The organism is Bacillus sp. FJAT-27445, from assembly GCF_001510665.1.
Lineage (GTDB): Bacteria > Bacillota > Bacilli > Bacillales > Cytobacillaceae > Bacillus_D.
Map to the genome: position 1 here is coordinate 77,874 of NZ_LMTI01000003.1, position 20,179 is coordinate 98,052.

At 42.2% G+C, this 20,179-nt stretch carries 18 protein-coding genes; 11 read left to right on the plus strand and 7 right to left on the minus strand.

Annotated elements, in window-relative coordinates; genetic code table 11:
* The first annotated feature begins 41 nt into the window (after positions 1-41).
* Together AR337_RS08910 and AR337_RS08915 are read left to right on the plus strand one after the other, a co-directional pair.
* Positions 42-1,229: a M20 family metallopeptidase gene (locus tag AR337_RS08910; RefSeq protein ID WP_059171668.1), complete on the plus strand. Its 1,188-nt coding sequence runs from the start codon at positions 42-44 to the stop codon at positions 1,227-1,229.
* 27 nt (positions 1,230-1,256) lie between these two features.
* Positions 1,257-2,444 (plus strand): amidohydrolase, encoded by a 1,188-nt coding sequence (locus tag AR337_RS08915; protein ID WP_059171669.1) that lies wholly within the window; start codon positions 1,257-1,259, stop codon positions 2,442-2,444.
* Between the two features lie 704 nt (positions 2,445-3,148).
* Here AR337_RS08915 and AR337_RS08920 read toward each other — a convergent pair.
* Both AR337_RS08920 and AR337_RS08925 read right to left on the minus strand, forming a co-directional pair.
* Positions 3,149-3,622: an aminodeoxychorismate lyase gene (locus tag AR337_RS08920; protein ID WP_172797528.1), complete on the minus strand. Its 474-nt coding sequence runs from the start codon at positions 3,620-3,622 to the stop codon at positions 3,149-3,151.
* The gene (locus AR337_RS08925; RefSeq protein WP_059171670.1) at positions 3,612-3,992 is read right to left on the minus strand and encodes a hypothetical protein; all 381 of its coding nucleotides are present in this window, start codon (positions 3,990-3,992) and stop codon (positions 3,612-3,614) included. The genes AR337_RS08920 and AR337_RS08925 overlap by 11 nt, the downstream gene beginning before the upstream one ends.
* Positions 3,993-4,780: 788 nt before the next feature.
* Between AR337_RS08925 and AR337_RS08935 the strand changes: the two genes are divergently transcribed.
* From AR337_RS08935 to AR337_RS08960, 7 genes are all read left to right on the plus strand, one after another.
* A complete protein-coding gene (locus AR337_RS08935; RefSeq protein ID WP_059171672.1) occupies positions 4,781-5,719 on the plus strand; it encodes a hypothetical protein in 939 nt (312 codons plus the stop codon).
* 38 nt (positions 5,720-5,757) lie between these two features.
* Positions 5,758-6,483, plus strand: coding sequence for a hypothetical protein (locus AR337_RS08940; RefSeq protein ID WP_059171673.1), 726 nt, complete (start codon positions 5,758-5,760; stop codon positions 6,481-6,483).
* A gap of 82 nt (positions 6,484-6,565) precedes the next feature.
* Complete coding sequence (locus AR337_RS08945) at positions 6,566-6,961, plus strand: VOC family protein (RefSeq protein WP_059171674.1); 396 nt, start codon at positions 6,566-6,568, stop codon at positions 6,959-6,961.
* 74 nt (positions 6,962-7,035) lie between these two features.
* Complete coding sequence (locus AR337_RS08950) at positions 7,036-7,776, plus strand: DUF4253 domain-containing protein (RefSeq protein WP_059171675.1); 741 nt, start codon at positions 7,036-7,038, stop codon at positions 7,774-7,776.
* A gap of 66 nt (positions 7,777-7,842) precedes the next feature.
* Positions 7,843-8,004 (plus strand): hypothetical protein, encoded by a 162-nt coding sequence (locus tag AR337_RS23100; protein WP_156424350.1) that lies wholly within the window; start codon positions 7,843-7,845, stop codon positions 8,002-8,004.
* A 76-nt stretch (positions 8,005-8,080) separates the two neighbouring features.
* A complete protein-coding gene (locus tag AR337_RS08955; protein ID WP_059171676.1) occupies positions 8,081-8,767 on the plus strand; it encodes a response regulator transcription factor in 687 nt (228 codons plus the stop codon).
* Complete coding sequence (locus tag AR337_RS08960; RefSeq protein ID WP_059171677.1) at positions 8,742-10,817, plus strand: HAMP domain-containing sensor histidine kinase; 2,076 nt, start codon at positions 8,742-8,744, stop codon at positions 10,815-10,817. Before AR337_RS08955 ends, AR337_RS08960 begins: the two co-directional genes overlap by 26 nt.
* Before the next feature lie 99 nt (positions 10,818-10,916).
* On the opposite strand, the gene AR337_RS22685 is transcribed toward AR337_RS08960, so the two are convergent.
* Together AR337_RS22685 and yedE are read right to left on the minus strand one after the other, a co-directional pair.
* A complete protein-coding gene (locus AR337_RS22685; RefSeq protein WP_301335720.1) occupies positions 10,917-11,099 on the minus strand; it encodes a sulfurtransferase TusA family protein in 183 nt (60 codons plus the stop codon).
* A gap of 69 nt (positions 11,100-11,168) precedes the next feature.
* Entirely contained in the window at positions 11,169-12,401 is a 1,233-nt protein-coding gene (gene yedE / locus AR337_RS08965) for a selenium metabolism membrane protein YedE/FdhT (RefSeq protein WP_059171678.1), read from the minus strand.
* Positions 12,402-13,301: 900 nt separating this feature from the next.
* Between yedE and AR337_RS08970 the strand changes: the two genes are divergently transcribed.
* Positions 13,302-14,168 carry a hypothetical protein gene (locus AR337_RS08970; protein ID WP_059171679.1) on the plus strand — a complete coding sequence of 289 codons (867 nt, stop codon included), beginning with the start codon at positions 13,302-13,304 and terminating at the stop codon, positions 14,166-14,168.
* 273 nt (positions 14,169-14,441) lie between these two features.
* A complete protein-coding gene (locus AR337_RS08975) occupies positions 14,442-15,974 on the plus strand; it encodes a malate:quinone oxidoreductase (RefSeq protein ID WP_059171680.1) in 1,533 nt (510 codons plus the stop codon).
* Between the two features lie 261 nt (positions 15,975-16,235).
* Here the strand turns inward: AR337_RS08975 and ahpF are convergent, their stop codons facing one another.
* The 3 genes from ahpF to gdhA form a co-directional block, all read right to left on the minus strand.
* The gene (gene ahpF, locus AR337_RS08980; RefSeq protein WP_059171681.1) at positions 16,236-17,765 is read right to left on the minus strand and encodes an alkyl hydroperoxide reductase subunit F; all 1,530 of its coding nucleotides are present in this window, start codon (positions 17,763-17,765) and stop codon (positions 16,236-16,238) included.
* A 12-nt stretch (positions 17,766-17,777) separates the two neighbouring features.
* Entirely contained in the window at positions 17,778-18,341 is a 564-nt protein-coding gene (gene ahpC / locus AR337_RS08985; protein ID WP_059171682.1) for an alkyl hydroperoxide reductase subunit C, read from the minus strand.
* Between the two features lie 377 nt (positions 18,342-18,718).
* On the minus strand, positions 18,719-20,101 hold the full coding sequence (gene gdhA, locus AR337_RS08990) for an NADP-specific glutamate dehydrogenase (protein WP_059171683.1): 1,383 nt from the start codon (positions 20,099-20,101) through the stop codon (positions 18,719-18,721).
* Positions 20,102-20,179: the final 78 nt, after the last annotated feature.

Below are 20,179 nucleotides of genomic sequence, written 5' to 3' on the forward strand. Positions count from 1 at the left end.
GTGGCGCTGCAGCATTTAATAAATGTAAGGAGTAGAAGGTCATGAGAAAAGAATTAATGGACATGTTAGAAGCACGTAAAGAAGAAATGATAAAAATTCGCCGTCATTTACATGAACATCCTGAATTGTCCTTTAAAGAAGAAAAGACAGCGCAATATATTGCCGATTTTTACAACGGGAAGGATGTTGAAATTCAAAGGAATGTGGGAAATGGTTATGGGATCATTGTCACAATTAAGGGGGGAAAGCCAGGGAAAACAATTGCGCTGCGTGCAGATTTTGATGCCCTTCCCATTTTAGAGGAGACAGATGTCGAATTTAAATCGAAAAACGAAGGCGTTATGCATGCTTGCGGCCATGATGCCCATACCGCCTACTTGTTGGTTCTTGCAGATTGTCTTATTCAGTTAAAGGATTCACTATCCGGTACGATAAAAATTATTCACCAGCACGCTGAAGAGGCACCTCCTGGCGGTGCAAAAAGCATCGTTGAATCCGGCGTGCTGGACGATGTGGACAATATTTATGGTATTCATATTTTCCCAACGCATCCAGCCGGTTTTGTTGGCTACCACAGCGGTTTTTCACTTGCCGGAAGATCCTTTTTTAAATTGGTCATACAAGGCGTTGGCGGGCATGGTTCTTCCCCGCACATGGCCAATGATGCGATTGTCGCTGCCGCCCATTTTGTAACGGCCGTACAAACGGTTATTAGCCGCCGCTTAAATCCGTTTGATCACGGAGTTATTACCATCGGCTCTTTTGACGGTAAAGGAACCTTCAACGTGATAAAAGACAGTGTCGAGCTTGAAGGGGATGTCCGTTACATGACGGTTGAAAATCAGCAGTTAATCTCTAAAGAAGTGCAGCGGATTGTCAACGGAATAGAAGTGGAATTCGATGTACAATGCGAACTCAACTATACAGTTGATTATCCGCCGCTATACAATGACCCCAAAGTTACCGCCGATGTTGTTGCCGCTCTTGAAAGCATGAATGACCCGGATATTAAGGAAGTCGGCGAATATCCGATGCTCTCAGGATCTGAAGATTTTGCTTACTATTTGGAAAAAATTCCAGGATGTTTCTTTTTCATCGGCTGTAAACCAAAAGGGGTCGAGAAGGCTTATTTTAATCATCATCCGAAATTTGATATTGATGAAGACTGTCTTCTTGTCGCTGCGAAATCGGTTGGACAAGTCGTTTGTAGTTATTATGGGCTCGAGTAAGGGCCTAAGCGAAAGGAAGGGGCTATGATGAAAAAACAACTAATCGAGATGTTGGAAGCACGTAAGGAAGAAATGATTCAAATACGCCGTTATTTACATGAGAATCCCGAGTTATCTTTTCAAGAAGAAAAAACAGCCCAATATATATTGGATTTTTATAAAGGGAAAGATGTTGAAATCCAGTCAAAGGTTGGAAATGGCAATGGGATAATTGTAACGATTAAAGGAGGTAAGTCGGGAAAAACGATTGGTCTCCGTGCAGATTTTGATGCGCTTCCGATAGTAGAAGAAACCGGGCTTCCCTTTAAATCGAAGAATGAAGGCGTTATGCATGCGTGCGGCCATGATGGGCATACTGCATATTTATTAGTACTAGCCGATTGCCTAATCCAATTGAAGGATGAGATTCCTGGTACAATCAAAATCATTCACCAGCACGCAGAAGAAGTACCGCCCGGAGGAGCTAAAAGCATTGTAGACTCGGGAGCGCTTGATACCCTCGATAATATTTTTGGCATTCATTTACTACCAATGAATCCAGCAGGTGTTGTGGGTTACCACAGCGGCTTTTCAATGGCCGGGAGATCCTATTTAAAATTGGGGATCCAAGGGGTTGGCGGCCACGGTTCTTCCCCGCACATGGCAAACGATGCAATTGTTGCCGGTTCCTATTTTGTCACAGCTGTACAAACGATTGTTAGCCGCCGTTTAAATCCGTTTGATATGGGGGTTATCACGATAGGTTCGTTTGATGGCAAAGGTACCTTTAATGTCATTAAGGACCGGGTCGAGCTTGAGGGTGACATTCGCTATATAAGTGAGGAAGCAAAGGAGATCATTGAGAAAGAAGTCCATCGTATTGTCGGTGGGATCGAAGCCGAGTTTGGGGTACAATGTGAGTTAACCTATACGTCTGATTACCCGCCATTGTATAATGATCCAAAAGTTACCGCGGAAGTGAAAGCGAGCCTTGAAGCTGCGAATGATCCAGATATTAAGCAGGTTATTGAGTATCCAATGATGTCGCCATCCGAAGACTTTGCCTATTACCTGGAAAAAATACCGGGTTGCTTCTTTTACATTGGCGCTACTCCAAAAGGGGTAGAAAAGCCATATTTCAATCACAATCCAAAATTTGATATTGATGAAGATGCGCTGATTGTCGCGGCAAAATCAGTCGGATATGTTGTTTGCGGTTACTATGGGTTAGAGTAACGTTTTGAAATTAAAATGGGGATTCTCCTTGAGGATGTCCCCATTTTAATTTAGATTTAAAAACCGCTGGTATGCAAAAGTGGTTTTAACGAATAGTTGATTTGCGCTACGGGCACACGCTTTCCGCGGGGCGTCAGTGGAGCCTCCTCGGCGCTCGCGCCTGTGGGGTCTCCACCTTGCCGCTGCATCCCGCAGGACAATCCCGCTTCCTCGAATCATCATCGCACGAAGGAAATGCGATAGCATTTCCGAGGAGTCGGTGCCCTCCGCTCCAATCAACAAAAAAGTTAGCATTTCAATCATGGTAAGAACCAAAAAGCACTACTTTTACTTCTAATTTCTCTGCGGGCTCTCCATTCAATAATAGTTTACCTTCTTTAATTTCAAATAAGATATTTATTGATAACCTTCCTTGCCATTCCAGACGTAGTATATTCTGTACATCTCATTAACCAGTCGATTGGTAAAATTGCCTTCTTCATCTGTTTGGGTACTATAGCTTCTATTATTAACCCAATTAGCTTTGTATTAGAGCAAATTTAGGTTTCACCATAAATAACAGCCAAGGAAGGCTGTAATATCCTAAGCAATGGCGATAAGGGAGAAGGTATATGTGGGGTATATGGAAAAACGTAATCTGTATCCAAAAACAAATAAGACGCAAAAAATACTGCAGCCAGTTGGTGCAGTATTTTTGTGGTTTACTATTTAAATATCGTGGAAACGACCTGGTCGTAAGTCATAGAGCTGTCTACCACAAATACCCCGGGGCGCAGCTTGTTCATTAGTCCTTTCTTCTCGATATCTTTAGAGAATGCAAAGGCATCCTTGACAATCCCTGCTTCAACCAGCATCCTTCCTACATTGATACTAGTCATACCGTCCGAAACATTAATGATCACCTTGGTGACAGGTTTGGCATCCGGTGTGTTTTCTGCCGGCACAGGTTGTTTTGGGGCTGCTGCCTTTACACTCGACACGGCCTTATCGTATTCCGCTTTTGTATGTACGACATATCCTTTCGTTTCAAGTTTGCTTTTCATCTCTGCCTCAGATGATTCAACTTTTACGGTTTTACTGGAAGCCTTCGGTGTGTCGACAGTGAAGTAAACAGCTGAACAAATCGCTGTTGTCAGGAGCATTCCGGCGGCAAAGCTGCTCAATAAGTTAATTTTCATTAGCAACTTTTCTCCCTTCATCCGTCACTTTTTGGTAAGGAGAAAGCATGTTTTCAATTGTACTTGAAGAGACGTTTTTCATATCTGCAATACTATCAATTGAATATTTCCGATCATATAAGTCAAGCACTTCACGCATGAAAAGTTTTTCTTCAGAAGACAGTTGAAGTCCTGCTTCCTTCATTAAAATTTCTTGGTCAAGCTCAATGTTTCGAATTGATTTTTGAAGAGCAATAATTTCTTCCATTATAGAAATATGAACCTGATCAATTTGGGTGTGTTGAGCTTTTGCTGCACGAGTTGATTTTAGAATAGAAAAAATTAGTAATAATGCGGATATGGCAAATAATCCGGTAAATGTCCATTCCATCAATCATACCTCCTTCTAAAGTTGAATGTAGAAACACAAGTTTTTATTATACAGGTAAATAGCGTATTTTTCGATTATTAACCCCAAAACTCTAAGTTGCTTCTTTATTCCAGTACATTTTAAAAATGGTTCTTCACCATAAGTGCTGTTTTTTTTATGAAATTTTTTTATAAGAAGATTGGAGCGGAAGGCACGAAGACTCGTTCGAAACTGCTACGCATTTTCTCCTGCGGTGCATTTTCAAGGAAGAATTTTCAACGTCCTGCGGGAAAAGCTGGCCAGGGGAGACCCCGCAGGCATGGGTTTCGCCGAGGAGGCTCCCGGACTGTCCGCGGAAAGCGAAGTGCCTAGAGCGTAAATCAACAAATTATGAAAACCACTTTTTGCGGTGAAGAACCTTAAAAATAAATTTAAAAAATGCACTGGACTAAAGGATGCTATACCAATAGGTTAAAGCACAATGAAAGCTCAAAGCCTTATTTAAAAGGTTTGAGCTTTTATATGTGGAAGTTATTTATGATATTAGCCAGGCTAGTTTCTTTTAAAAAGCTCATTTTTATGATAATTGGAGCGGGAGGCGAGCAGAATCCTCGGAAATCCTCAATTATACTAACGCATAATTTCATGAGATGTTTACTCACGAAAGCTTTCCTTAGTGGAGCGAAAAAAAACACAATCGATACAACCACTTTTTATGGTGAAGACCCCTTCTTTATATATTTATCCATTTACAGGAAACGTTTTTAACCTTTGACCGTATAGCATATATACAAAGAGGAGGGATTCCATTGTTTTTAGAAATAAATGCAAAGCTGGTTGAGATAAAAGGAGAATTGCGTAAAGACATTAAGTATCGGGTGCAGCTTGCGGATTATGAGCAGGAACTTGCAGTTATTGAAGAAAGGATTGCTCAGCTGCAAAGTCAGTTTGAGTCAGAGCAGAATGATGTTACGAAGCTCGAGCGCTACAGTTTAGCCTATTTGGTCTCGACACTATCGGGCACCAAGGATGCCAAACTATCAAAAGAAAGGCAAGAGATGATTGCTGCACAGCATAAGTTAGCGGAAGCCTGGAAAACAAAAGGAGATATTGATAAAGAAATACGTATGCTCCGTGAAAAACTGCAAAAGCTTGACGTTTCAAAACATGAGTATCAACAACTTCTCCAGCAGAAAGAATCGATGATTAAAGAGAGTACATCGCCTTTTGCTGCAAAACTATTTGAGCTGATTGAACAGGAGGGTGAACTTACATCCAGCCTTACCGAACTGAAGGAGGCGATTGATAGAGGTAGAAATGTCAAAGGCGCTCTTACGGATGCATTAGAATCATTGGATAGTGCCGGAGCATGGGGACATTTCGATTTATTTGGCGGGGGAGCCATTTCAGCAATCAAGAAGCATCAACATATTGATGCTGCTGAAGAAAACCTTCATCGGGCGCAGGTAAGTATGCGCCAATTTCAAAAGGAATTGCTTGATGTAAAAGAAGAAATATATCTTAATATCAACGTTTCGGGAATGTTAAAGTTTGCGGACTTTTTCTTCGATGGTTTCGTTGTCGATTATATGGTTCAGAATAAAATCAGCGAGTCTGTTTACGAAACCAGGAATCACAACCAAAAAGTAAGTGAGATATTAGTAAAATTAGATAAAAGATATATGGAAGTTCAAAAACAGCTTGAAGCAGTCCAAAAGGAAAAGCGGGGGATCGTGGAGAATTTATAACTCTAGAATCCTCACTTTGAATAGAAAAGGTGATTACGATGAAAGCTCTTTTCTACATTGTTTTATTAATCATTATAGTACTTATTTTCAATTATTTTAAAAACAAAACGAATTCAAAAAGAGTAAATGAGGAAAACCTCGAAACTGCTGCTGCAAAGACGCGTGTTTTCGATGAACAACCGGATATGCCAGTGGGTTTTGGCTATAAGTCGCAATGGTTTGCGGTTAAAACCGAAAATTCAATTGAAATTGCTGAGGAACTGAGTTTAACCAATATCCAGGCGGCTAATTGGTCGACAGGATTGGAGGGCGCATACGATGGTTACTATTTTGTTGCTCCTCCAGTGAAGGGATGGACCATCGTGGTCAATTCATTTATGCCGGACTTGACTGACCCGACTGATGAAAATCCACTATACACTCTACAAAAACTAAGTGAAAAATATGGTGTAGCCTATTATTTTGGAACTCACAGGACGGTTGAATACCATGCCTGGGCAAAAGCGATTAACGGTGAAATTGTTAGGGTTTACGGTTATTTGGGCGAAAGTGGCGAGACCTTAATCAATCAAGGCGGACTTACCTCCGAGGAGCTACAACATAATTTCGTATACACTGAATTCGATCAAGATCATGAGGAGCCTCTTTTGCCAGATGAGGAGCATGTACTAAAGCTTTCAAAGGAATGGGCAATTGATCCGCTTATGGATTATGAAGACCTGAATTCAGGGGTGGGCTTGGTAGGTAAGAAAAATACAAAATAATCATGAAGGGCCTTTTTAAAAAAGGGATAGGCTCCCACCATGTAGAAACCATCTACTAGAAAATAAAAAACGGGTGGTACTGATGAATACCAAAGAGGAACATATTATATTCATTTTATATGTAAGCGATCAAGAAAGAGCCAAATCATTTTATAGGAACCTGTTAGGCAAAGAACCTATTTTGGATGTTCCCGGAATGACCGAATTTGAATTGTCGAGTAAAGTAATTTTAGGGATTATGCCGGAAAATGGAATTGTTAAGATTCTTGAAGGGAACATTCCGCATCCAGAAACAGCCAGAGGAGTCCCGAGGAGCGAAATCTATTTATATGTAGATAGCCCGGATGAGTATTATAGCAATTTGGTTCATGCAGGTGGTAGTGGAATAAGCAAAGCGTCTGTAAGATCATGGGGAGACATTGTTTCATATGGTATGGACTTGGATGGGCATATCTTAGCATTTGCAAAAAAACAATAGTGCGGCTTTGTTTAGAGAAAGCAAAATAGAAAACCAAGATTCCCCTAATCATTAGCCTGTAGGAGATGAAAAACGTGGCTATATTTGATAAGTTCCGGAAGAAAAAAGAAAATGACTATATTGAGGAAATAAAGGCCAAGGTGGGTTGCGACTGTTTGGTGATTGAGGAGAAAGATGCTGCTAATGTAATGGAAAAGTATCATCAAGTTCTTAAAGAAGGCAAAAAACAAGGGTATACACCACTTATCATTATCCCTTCGGCGATGATGGTAGATATCTTTGATGCCGAGGCGGATAAAGGATACCCAACGGATGACCGAGAAGCTATTATAAAGAAAGCAAAGGAAATTGATCCAAAAGATTTGTTAAAGAGGCTCCTTGACGAGGTAATGCCCATTGATGAAGACGATGATATCACTGGCGAGTTTTCAATAGAGGAACAGAAAAGCCATTTCCTTTCAATTGAAGAGGGTATAAATAAGAAATTAATTATCGCAAAAATTCCAACGGCCAAACCTTGGGAGGTAGCTGCTTGGGTTCCGATGGGGGGATTTAATGAGTGTCCTATGCCAGAGGAGCAAGTAGCATTATTCAAATATTGGTACGAAAAATATGGAGCTACTCCTGCTTTAGTTGATGCGGATGTATGGGAATTATTTGTCGAGAACCCTCCTAAGACACAAAAAAAATCTGAAGAACTGGCCTGGGAACAATTTGGATTTTGTAGTGATATTGTTTGGCAAGGGGTTGGAACAGTAAATGCTCTAGCAGGAACGCTTATATATTCGCCAACTTGGTATTTTTGGTGGGATTAACGCGGGGAAGAGCAAAGCTTGGGCAAAAATAACGAAAGTCTCTCTCAATTAAGCAGGTAATTTTGTATGAAAGACCTAGAAGGTGTTACAATTTTGGCTGCTGGCCAGGCGAAAAATAATTTAATAAAATTTTCCATAAAGCCCAAAGTGTTGGATAAAATCCAAAAACACGTTGGGCTATTTTGTTTTGTTAAGAAAATCTTAAGATTTTTATCATTGGTTTGTTAAGATTTGCCCGGTATCATGAATTTAGAAGAAACAGGGGGAGACAATAGATGAAATACATATATGGGAGTCTGTGTTCATGAACATTTTGGTCTGTGATGATGATCAGGCAATTGTCAACGCGATAGGCATTTACCTGGAAAACGAGGGTTACCAAGTATTTAAAGCTTCTAATGGTTTAGAGGCAATCGAGATGATCGATAATCAGGAAATCCACCTGATTATCATGGATATTATGATGCCGATGATGGACGGAATAAGCGCGACCAAGAAGATTAGAGAGGATAAAAATATTCCTTTGATTATGTTATCTGCCAAGTCGGAGGATTACGACAAAATATTGGGACTGAATATTGGGGCAGATGACTATATAACTAAACCGTTCAATCCCCTGGAGCTTATCGCGAGGGTAAAATCGCAATTGAGAAGATTTACAACATTGGGAAGCCTTGAAACAAAGAGCAATGTATACAGAACAGGGGGACTCGTCATTGAGGATGATAGTAAAACCATTACTGTCGATGGAGAGATGGTCCACCTAACGCCAGTCCAATATAAGATATTGAAGCTTTTGACGGCCAGCGCTGGAAGAGTTTTTTCCATCGAGGAAATTTACGAAAGGGTTTGGAACGAAACGGCCTTCAGCCCGGAAAATACGGTGACCGTCCATATTAGAAAGATCAGAGAAAAAATAGAAATTAATCCGAAAGAGCCTAAATATTTGAAGGTGGTGTGGGGAGTTGGATATAAAGTTGAAAAATTATAGCCACTCAGTCGTAACAAAAATAATTGCTTTTATCCTGGCAATTTCTTGTTTTACTGGTCTTATAAAAGCATTTTTTGAAGTTGATAAGGTGAATCATGGGGATTTTGGCATCATTTTTGAAGAAGACTATTTTCATAGCTATTCTTTCTTCAGGGAAAATGAAACTCTCGTTAGCGATCTGACCAGGCTGATAGGGGAATATAAAAACGAGAAGCATATTCTAGATGGCGGAACAGTCAGTGAAGAGGAATTAAGATATTCAGAAGATGATTTATTTCATGAGTATCAGAACTATTCAAGAAACTATAACCCAAATTTAAGCGAAGCGGAAAACTACGAAAAGTTTAAAGCGGACTATGCAGTTAAGCTTTCCGAAGCAAAGGAAAAACTTATTAAAGATGATTTAAGGGTATTCCAATCCTTATTGCAAAGGCTTCAGGAAGTTAAGGAACCACTCTATTTTGCCAGTGATGGCGTCAATGAATATAAGAACAGTACGATGACAGACCAGGAGCAGTTTAAACGTTTTCCTTCTTATTTGGTATTTGCCGGATATAACAGTGACATTTATCCGAAAGAAATAGAAGAGAATGAATACTATCAACAAATGAGAGAAAGTGAAGTAGAAGAGGATGCTGCAGGCAAGGTTGTTTACGTTGCTTTTCCGGAGGATTATTTAAATTCCAAAATCCAGGAATGGAAAGACAACAAAGAAATTGCCCGAAAAAGCTTTTATGCATTACTGGGATTTTCGGCAGGCTTAATCCTTTCATTTCTATATCTTGTACTCGTGACCGGGAGAAAGTCATACCATGATAAAAAGCTGCACTTGTCTGCAGTGGATACATTGTTTGTTGATGTGAACATTGTGCTATGTATGATTCTTATCGCGTTCTGGGTTTCAATGGTGAATGAGGTGAGCTTTCAAAATATTTCTAAATTGGTGATTCCGATAACATTGCCGATTGCCGCGGCAGGGCTCGCACTCGTGTTATCCCTTTTGAGGCATTTCAAGAATCGGACATTTTTTAAACATACGCTGGTTTATCAAATTATTAATAGATTCATCCAATTTGTCCGGAATGTATATAATAGCGGAAGTGTCGGAATCAAAACGGTATTGATTGTCATTGGATACCCGGTGTTGGTTGCGCTAACGTTTTTCATTTTCCCAATAACTCTTGGGCTGGCCGCTTGGTTTGCCTTAAAGAAAGTCAAGGCATTCCAGACGATACAGGACGGGGTGGAGAGAATAAAAGATGGCGACATTCATCACCATATCTATGTAGGAGAAAAAGGAGAGTTTGCCGGTCTGGCCGCCAATATTAACAGCATTACAGATGGTTTGAAAAAAGCGGTGGACAGCGAACTGAAAAGCGAGCGATTAAAAACGGAGCTAATCACCAATGTATCGCATGATATAAGGACCCCCTTAACATCGATAATTACGTACGTTGATTTGTTGAAAAATGATAAGGATCCAGTAAGGGTTGAAGAATATATCGATGTGCTCGACCAAAAATCGAAGCGGCTCAAAGTGTTGACGGATGATTTATTCGAAGCAGCAAAAGCGTCCAGCGGCAGCATTCCTGTCCAGTTGGAACAAATCGATATCGTCTCACTGCTTACCCAGGGATTGGGAGAAGTGAACGATAAAATAGAAGCCTCCGGTCTGGATTTCAAGTTTAATTACCCAAAAGAAAAGATAGTTGTAACAGCAGATGGAAAGCTATTGTGGAGATCAATCGAGAACATATTATCGAATATTTTTAACTATGCCCTACCGGGATCAAGAGTTTATATCCAAGTCGAGGATGCAGGGAACGAAATTCTTCTCTCCTTTAAAAACATTTCAGCCTATGAGTTGAACATTTCGGCGGATGAATTAATGGAACGATTTAAGAGAGGGGATGAATCGAGATCCAACCAAGGGAGCGGCTTGGGACTATCGATTGTGAAAAGCCTGATTGAAATCCAAAAAGGGAAATTTATGATTCAAATCGATGGAGACTTATTTAAGTCGATGATTTCAATACCGAAAGAACGATAGGATAATAATCAATTGCAAAAAAAGCACCCTATAGTCAGACTTTATGTCTAACGCTGTAGGGTGCTTTTTTAGAGCGAAGGTATTCTTAAAATAATTCAATTAGCTGTTAACGACTTTAATATAAAAATAAATATCCTGACCGACTTTTTTCGGTTCAGCCATGAGTTTATAGCCGTGTTTGACAGCTTCTTCTGGAACACTTCGAAAGGATTGCGGGCAATCTGCAATGACTTGTAAGACTTCCCCGATTTCCATAGTTTTTAGCGCATCCAGCGCATAAATGACAGGGTATGGTCAAGGCTCCCCGCGAATGTCGAGGGTATAATTGACATCAATTACTTGTGACATGGATTAAGCCTCCTTAGTAACGTGAGAAATCCGTTTTTCTGATTGTGAATGTTTGATTCCCGATCCGTAACGGAACCGCTTTTCCCACCAATTTGATAGCAAGAACCAAGCAGCAAGCATGGCCAGCGTGCCAAGCAAAGCACCCAAAGGCCCCCATTGCTCGACTAAATTCACTTTCGGCCAATTTTCGGCAAGAGCGCTATAAATACCGAGATGATCCCAACCGTAAGCAAGCAGGGTAGCTCCCACGATATTTCCCGCGCCTACTACCCAGTATAACACTTGGCCTTCCATTGCCCGGTACATCATGCCGGTCTCGCAGCCGCCTGCCAGAACGATGCCAAACCCGAATAGCAGTCCGCCAATCGCTGTGCTGGGAGCAACGACTTTAATTAGGGCAATAGAGCCGCTTTGAATATAGAAGAACGTCACGACAACACTAATCATCATCCCAACCGCAATTGCCTTTGACATTACGGCGCGGCCGCTTATCCATAAATCGCGAAAAGCCGAGGTGAAACAAATTTGTCCGCGTTCAATCAAAATCCCAAACAAGGCCCCGGCAATACAGGCGACTGCGAGCATTGATTTTCCTGCTGCGAAGAAGTATATAACCAGACCTGTATAAAGACAGGCAAAGAGTAAACCAAGTACCGGCTGGATATTCCTTTTTTGTACATGCTCGGTGACAACCGGGTTCGGCGTCCCTTTCATCAAAGCCGGTTTACCCCGCCACCATTTCGTATTCACGACTTTCACCCCAAAGAAGGTTCCAATGGCCGTGGTCACCATGAAGATCCAGGAATGAAACGAGAATTGGGGAACACCTGTGAAAAATGCCGCCAAATTGCAGCCAAGAGCAAGGCGGGCGCCAAATCCCGCAATAATTCCCCCAGCAAAGCCTTGTGTCAGGCGCCTCTTTTGTTTCGGAACACGTATTTTAAAGCTGTTGCTTAATAAAATGGTAATCAGTCCGCCAACGAGCATTCCGATGACAATCCAGCCATCCGTCCGAGTGAGGGGAGTCCCTTGCATTCCAACGAGATTAAAATACGCCCAGTCGGATACATTCACTCCGAACCACTCGAGGACGTGCCCGCCTAATCGCGTAAATTCCCCGGTAACCGCCCAAACCGTACCGGTAATCCCGAAGTACAGTGCGCTTACCAGGCCCGCAATGCCAATCGCCACGTAAGGATTCCAATATTCTTTGAAAATTTTTGAATAAAGATTCATGAGACCTACCTCTTCCTTTTAAAAACCCCAAGTGGACAGCTTTTTTGGTAAAGCGTCCTGATGGAATCATTCAGAATTGATCCATACCAAAAATGCCTAGGGAATTCTAGGCATGTTAAAAATTAAATTTACTTCTTACTATAACTGGAATTTTATATCAAGGGCAATTTGAATTATCGATAGGTTGAATGATTTAGTATCGAAAGGATGAATAGCGGGACAGGAGGCCGTTTAAAAGCTGTTAGCAGGCTAGGCCAGCCTCCGGAGAGAATGTCACTAATATCTGACAAGCGCAGTCTAAAAATGGGTTAGCTTGTCAGATAAAGCCATGGTATGTGACAAGCGGAGGCTGGGAATCGGGTTAGCTTGTCAGATAAAGCCCGGATATGTGACAAGCGCAGGGTGAAATCGGGTTAGCTTGTCAGATAAAGCCCGGATATGTGACAAGTGCAGGGTGAAATCGGGTTAGCTTGTCATATAAAGCCCTGATATGTGACAAGCGAAGGCTGGGAATCGGGTTAGCTTGTCAGATAAAGCCCGGATATGTGACAAGCGCAGGGTGAAATCGGGTTAGCTTGTCAGATAAAGCCCGGATATGTGACAAGCGCAGGCTGGGAATCGGGTTAGCTTGTCAGATAAAGCCCTGATATGTGACAAGCGCAGGCTGGGAATCGGGTTAGCTTGTCAGATAAAGTCCCGATATGTGACAAGTGCATGCTGAAATCGGGTTAGCTTGTCAGATAAAGCCCGGATATGTGACAAGCGCAAGCTGAAATCGGGTTAGTGAGGGTGTGATAAAATGGAAGGAACCTAAATAACGTTAAAGGACGGGTTTTTTAAAAATACATATGGAAGTTAGTGTATTAAAAGGAGGGACACCGTCTGAAGAAGTCACTCTACTTGGGTGTTGCGGGCATCGTTTTGCTGATTGGTATAGTGGGTTGGTGGGCAGCTTCGGCGGCTGGCGAAAGAAAGGACCCTCTAAACCAGGCGGATGCATTTGTGTACAGGGAAAAGGGCATTCTCTACTGGTTCGACGTAAAAAGCCAAAACGGGAAGGTGAAAGGGAAACGGCATCAAATGAGGGTCATTGAAGAAATTGGGCAACCACCCTTTTTGGAAGAAAAACATTATCGCCTAAGAGGAGAAGAGGCCGATAAAGGGTATGAATTTAAAGTAAGCGGTGATAAAAAAACGGTTACGTACGCGGCATGGCTTACCGGACCGAACCTAATGGTGCAAGAGCAAGGGGAAGCCACCGCCAAGGCATACGAAGCTGTTGGCTACGAGAAAATCGATAAGTATGTAAAAGAAATTCAGCAGGAGCATGAAACGGCCGTGTACCATTCTGAGGAAAAAGAGAAAACCCGGTTAAGGAATTTCTTCTCGGATCTTAATCATATATATGGATATCTTTATTCCGCGGAGAATGGCTCATTCCAACTGTTCCTGAAAATCGATGAAGCCCTTCTCCAAGGTGAACTGGCAGGGTCTCTCCTTATGATGGCTAACACGAGACACCCCGACAAACCGTATGAAGAGACAAAATATGCTTTGAACGGAATAACAGATGGACTAATGCTGGAGTTCTACACGAAAGTAGATGGAAAGCAAGCCAAGCTAAAAGGAAACTTTCATGGCGATGCAACTGCTTTTGACTTAACGTTTTGGTTGGCCGGCAGCAAACTTTTATTCCATGCAGTAACGGAAGAAGAATATAAGCGGAGTTACACGGAATTTAAAGAGAAAGCACAAAGTGAGCAATAAAATCATATAGTCTATAAGCCCTCAGGACAATAAGTTCTGGGGGATTTTTATGGTCCCTTTCTATTAAAAAATAATTTTCAATATTACCATATTTTAAACAGTAGAAATGTTAATCTCCAAATAACAGTGATATACTGTAAAGTAGTGTTTTACTATCGGATTATAATGAATGCAGAAAAGATGTTCTTTTGTTTGCGCCTTGGCTTTCTGTCACCGCATTGGATGAAGCGCTTACATCCTTTCTGCAAAGCTTATGAGATAAGGATGGGTAAAATGAGTAACAGACAAACTGAAACAGACGTTATCTTAATTGGTGCTGGAATCATGAGCGCGACTTTGGGGGCACTGCTGAAAGAATTAGTATCGGACTGGAGAATTACTGTGTTTGAGAAGCTCGAAACCGCGGGGGAAGAGAGCTCCAACGAGTGGAATAACGCGGGTACAGGGCATTCGGCGCTGTGCGAGCTTAACTATACCGTTGAAAAGCCGGACGGGTCTTTGGATATAAGCAAAGCTATTAAAGTAAATGAACAGTTTCAGATTTCAAGGCAATTCTGGTCTTACCTAGTAAACAGAAATATAATCCGTAATCCAAAAGATTTTATTATGCCATTGCCACATATTAGTTTAGTAGAGGGAGAGGATAATATAGCCTTCCTCAGGAAACGCTTTGAGGCGCTTTCAAATAACCCGCTGTTCCAGGGGATGGAATTTTCCGAGAGTCATGAAAAACTTGCGGAATGGATGCCGCTTATCATGGAAGGCCGTACATATGATGAACCAATTGCGGCAACCAAGATCGACTCGGGGACAGACGTAAATTTTGGTGCTTTAACGCGAATATTGGTTGACCACTTAAAGACCCAAAATGTTGATATCAAATACAAACACCAGGTTGAGGATATAAAACGCACGAACGATGGCCTATGGGAATTAAAAGTATGGAATATGAATACCGGGGCCATTGAACGCCATACAGCAAAATTTGTTTTTATTGGCGGCGGGGGAGGAAGCCTTCCTTTGCTGCAAAAAACAGGCATACCTGAAAGCAAGCAAATCGGAGGATTCCCGGTAAGCGGACTTTTTCTTGTATGCAACAATCCGGAAATAGTCGAGCAGCATCATGCAAAGGTATACGGCAAAGCCAAGGTTGGCGCCCCGCCAATGTCAGTGCCGCATCTTGATACACGCTATATCGACAACAAAAAATCCCTGTTATTTGGCCCGTTTGCCGGCTTCACGCCAAAGTTTTTAAAAACTGGTTCGAATATGGACTTAATACGCTCTATAAAACCTAATAATCTTGTTACAATGCTGGCGGCAGGGGCAAAAAACATTCCATTGACTAAATACCTGATCGAGCAGCTGATGTTATCGAAAGAGCAGCGTATCGAAGAATTGCGGGAGTTTATTCCGAACGCCAGGGGCGAGGATTGGGATATCATCGTAGCGGGCCAACGTGTACAAGTTATTAAAGATACTGTTGCAGGCGGGAAAGGAACGCTTCAGTTTGGGACGGAAGTAGTTAGTGCCGCTGATGGTTCTGTCGCTGCATTGCTTGGGGCATCCCCGGGTGCTTCAACCGCTGTTCACGTCATGCTTGAGGTAATAAAAAAGTGCTTCCCGCAGCATGTAAAAGCATGGGAACCAAAAATTATGGAAATGATTCCTTCTTACGGGCTGCAACTGGCCGAGAATCCGGAGCTATTCAACGAACTACATGCTTTCACAGCCTGGTCGCTTGGCCTGGGTGGAGATCGCACTCCGGAAACTCATGAGGAGGAAAGAAAAGCCGTATCCCATTAAGCTTGATTTAAAAGCATCTTTTTAAAAGGTGCTTTTAATTTTTTGCTTTAATGCCCCGTAAGCAAGTAAAAAAGCCGCTGTACTGCGTTAATGGCAGTACAGCGGCTTTCTAAAATGAATGTATAAAATCTGTCTAGCTCCAGCGCCATAGTATATTCAGGAAGTTGTCTTCAGCTCGTCGCAAAGCTGCAAGGAAGTAACTCAAAGCAGTTGCTTCCCTCCAGTCCATACGGCGCTAAACGGACGCTTTAGCTTTTCGGTTTAATTCCGGATTAGATAATCGAATGCGCCCAGTGCGGCGGTTGCACCTGATCCCATCGAAATAATGATTTGCTTATACGGGCTGTTTGTACAGTCGCCGGCAGCAAATACGCCAGGCATACTTGTTGCACCGCGGTTATCAATCACAATTTCGCCCATTCGATTGCGTTCAAGCGCTTCGCCAAGCCAATCGGTATTTGGCACAAGGCCGATTTGAACAAAGACACCCTGCAATTCAACATGATGTTCTTCGCCTGTGTCGCGGTCAATATAGGAAATACCATTTACTTTATCGGTACCGGTAATTTCCTTTGTTTGGACGTTCTTGATGACTGTTACATTCGGAAGGCTGAATAGTCGGTCTTGTAGGACTGAATCAGCTTTTAGTTCCGGCATGAACTCTAGAACTGTTACATGCTTCACGATTCCGGCAAGGTCAATGGCCGCTTCGATTCCAGAATTACCGCCGCCAATGACGGCAACATCCTTTCCTTCGAATAACGGACCGTCACAGTGAGGACAGTAGGCGACGCCCTTGCCTGTAAACTCTTTTTCACCCGGAACATTGACTTTACGCCAGCGGGCGCCGGTAGAAAGGATGACGGTTTTGCTCTTTAGAACAGCGCCGTTTTCCAACTCGAGTTCAATAAACTCTTTCTTTTCCAGACGTTTTGCCCGCTGCAGATTCATGACATCAATGTCATACTCTTTCACATGCTCTTCGAGGGTGGCTGCGAGTTTAGGGCCTTCGGTATATTTCGTGCCAATGAAGTTTTCGATTCCAACTGTATCCATGACTTGCCCGCCAAAGCGTTCAGCTACAATACCTGTACGAATGCCTTTACGTGCCGTATAGATGGCCGCGCTTGCACCAGCAGGGCCGCCTCCGACCACTAGAACATCGAATGGCTCCTTATCGGAAAGCTCAGATGGATCTTGCGTGCTTCCCAATTTCGCCAGAATTTCTTCGAGGGACATTCTGCCGCCGCCAAACTCTATTCCATTAAGGTAAACAGTTGGTACTGCCATAACGTTCTGGCTTTCCACTTCTTCTTTGAATACCGCGCCGTCAATCATTGTATGGCTAATTCCAGGATTTAAAACGCTCATCACGTTCAATGCCTGGACAACATCAGGACAGTTATGGCAGCTCAAGGACACGTAAGTTTCAAAGCGGTAGTTGCCTTCCAAGCTTTTCACTTGATCAATCACGCTTTGGTCAACCTTTGGGGCACGTCCGCTTACCTGGAGCAGTGCCAACACAAAGGATGTGAATTCGTGACCAAGAGGAATACCGGCAAAGGTTACGCCGGTATCCTCACCGATGCGATTGATACTAAAGCTAGGTGTTCTCTCCAAAGAGGCTGTTTCGACTTTAATTCTAGGAGACATAGCCGTTAACTCATCGACAAGAGCGAGCATGTCTTTCGATGCGTCATCAGAACCCGCACTGACTTTAATCAGAACATCGTTTTCCATCAGTTGAAGATATTGATTTAATTGGGCTTTAATATCTGCATCTAGTATCATTCATAGCACTCCTTAGATTTTTCCAACAAGATCAAGGCTTGGTTTAAGGGTTGAAGCTCCTTCTTCCCATTTAGCCGGGCAAACCTCACCTGGATTGTTGCGAACATATTGTGCTGCTTTGATTTTGTTAATAAGTGTACTAGCATCGCGGCCAATTCCTCCTGCGTTGATTTCAACTGCCTGGATGACGCCATCCGGGTCAATGATGAAAGTACCGCGGTCCGCCTGGCCCAGTTCTTCAACGAGTACATCGAATTGACGGGAAAGGACATGGGCAGGGTCGCCAATCATGGCATAAGTGATTTTACCAATCGTTTCGGATGTATCGTGCCATGCTTTATGTGTAAAATGAGAATCCCTTGATGCTGAGAATACTTCTACTCCAAGTTTTTGGAGAGCTGGATATTGATTTTGAAGGTCTTCCAATTCAGTCGGGCAAACGAATGTAAAATCCGCTGGATAGAAGCAAAGGACAGTCCAATTGCCTTTAAAATCCTGTTCAGTTACTTCGATAAACTCTCCGTTTTTGTAAGCTTGTAATTTGAATGGTTGTACTTCTGTTCCGATAAGTGACATAATGCAATTCCTCCTATAAAAATAATCATTGGTAGTTTGGTGAAAATATAAATAACTAAAAATAATTTCTTTTAATTATCATTAGTTATTTATAATAATTCTAATACACTAACTATTATTATATAAATGTCATGGTATGTCAAGGGAAAGGCAATTTTTTGCTGAATAGGGTCGAAAGTTAGATTCTGAATAGCAATTTTGGTCGGAAAGGAGGGTGGTATAAGAGGAAGAGAATTTTCAATTGGTATTTTAGTTTCTCAATTATAAACAGTACAATATAATTTTTTGCGGAAGCGAGCGCTGAAAATAAAGGCAAAAAAGGTGGGTGCCCTCAAAATAGAGCAACCACCCTTTAACTAGACTAGCTTTCTTTTTAACTAAATAACTCCGTGTGCAATCATGGCATCTGCTACTCTTAAAAATCCGGCAATATTGGCGCCTACAACCAGATTGCCTGGATAGCCGTACTCTTCGGAGGCTTTGACGCTGTTCCGGTAAATGTTTGTCATAATTTGTTGCAGCTTTTCATCCACTTCTTCAAACGTCCAGGACAATCGCATGCTGTTTTGAGCCATTTCTAATGAAGAAACTGCTACGCCCCCTGCATTGGCTGCTTTTGCCGGCCCGAAGAGAACCTGGCTATTTAAAAACACATCAATTGCCTCCAGTGTAGAAGGCATATTTGCCCCTTCACCAACGGCTTTTACTCCATTAGCAACCAAAATTTTTGCCGATGCTTCATCAATTTCATTTTGCGTTGCACATGGCAAAGCGATGTCACAAGGAATGGACCAAATACCTGTGCATCCTTCAAAGTATAGTGCCTCTGAGTGTTCATTTACATAATCACAGATTCTTTTTCTCTCAATTTCCTTCAGGCGTTTTACTGTATCAAGATTGAGTCCGTTTGGATCATACACATAGCCGCCTGAGTCGCTGCAGGCTACAACCTTCGCGCCTAACTGGATCGCTTTTTCCATCGCATAGATGGACACATTGCCGGATCCGGATACGATAACTGTGCTGCCTTTAAAGCGCAGTCCCTTGTCCTTGAGCATTTCTTCAACAAAGTAAACAGTACCATAGCCAGTAGCCTCGGTTCGCGCCAAGCTTCCTCCGTAACCAAGCCCTTTTCCTGTCAGTATTCCCGCTTCAAAACCGCCGCGGATTCTCTTATACTGTCCAAACATGTATCCGATTTCTCTTGCGCCTACTCCAATATCACCAGCTGGAACATCAATATCAGGTCCAATATATCTATAGAGTTCCGTCATAAAGCTTTGAGTGAATCGCATAATTTCCCCATCGGATTTCCCTTTAGGATCAAAGTCGGCTCCGCCTTTTCCTCCGCCGATTGGCTGGCCGGTGAGAGAGTTTTTGAAAATCTGCTCAAAGCCAAGGAATTTAATGATACTAGCGTTAACGGAGGAATGGAACCTTATTCCACCTTTGTAAGGTCCGATTGCGCTGTTATATTGAACTCGGAAACCACGGTTAACCTGTACTTTTCCGTGGTCATCAACCCAAGGGACCCTGAAGGTGATCACTCGTTCTGGTTCCACAATTCTCTCGAGTATACTGTGTTCCATATATTTAGGGTGTTTAGCAAATACCGGAACAAGAGAATCAAAAATTTCTTTAACAGCCTGATGAAACTCACATTCAAAAGGATTACGAGTTATTACTGTTTCAAATACTTCATTTACATATTCTTTCGCAATTTTTGTGTTTGCTTCTTCAAGTTCATGTATGGTAGTCATAATGGCTTAAGCACCCCTTTACAAAAGTTCGTCTGTATATAAATAGATAGCTTTTAGTCTTTATACAATTAGATTTTT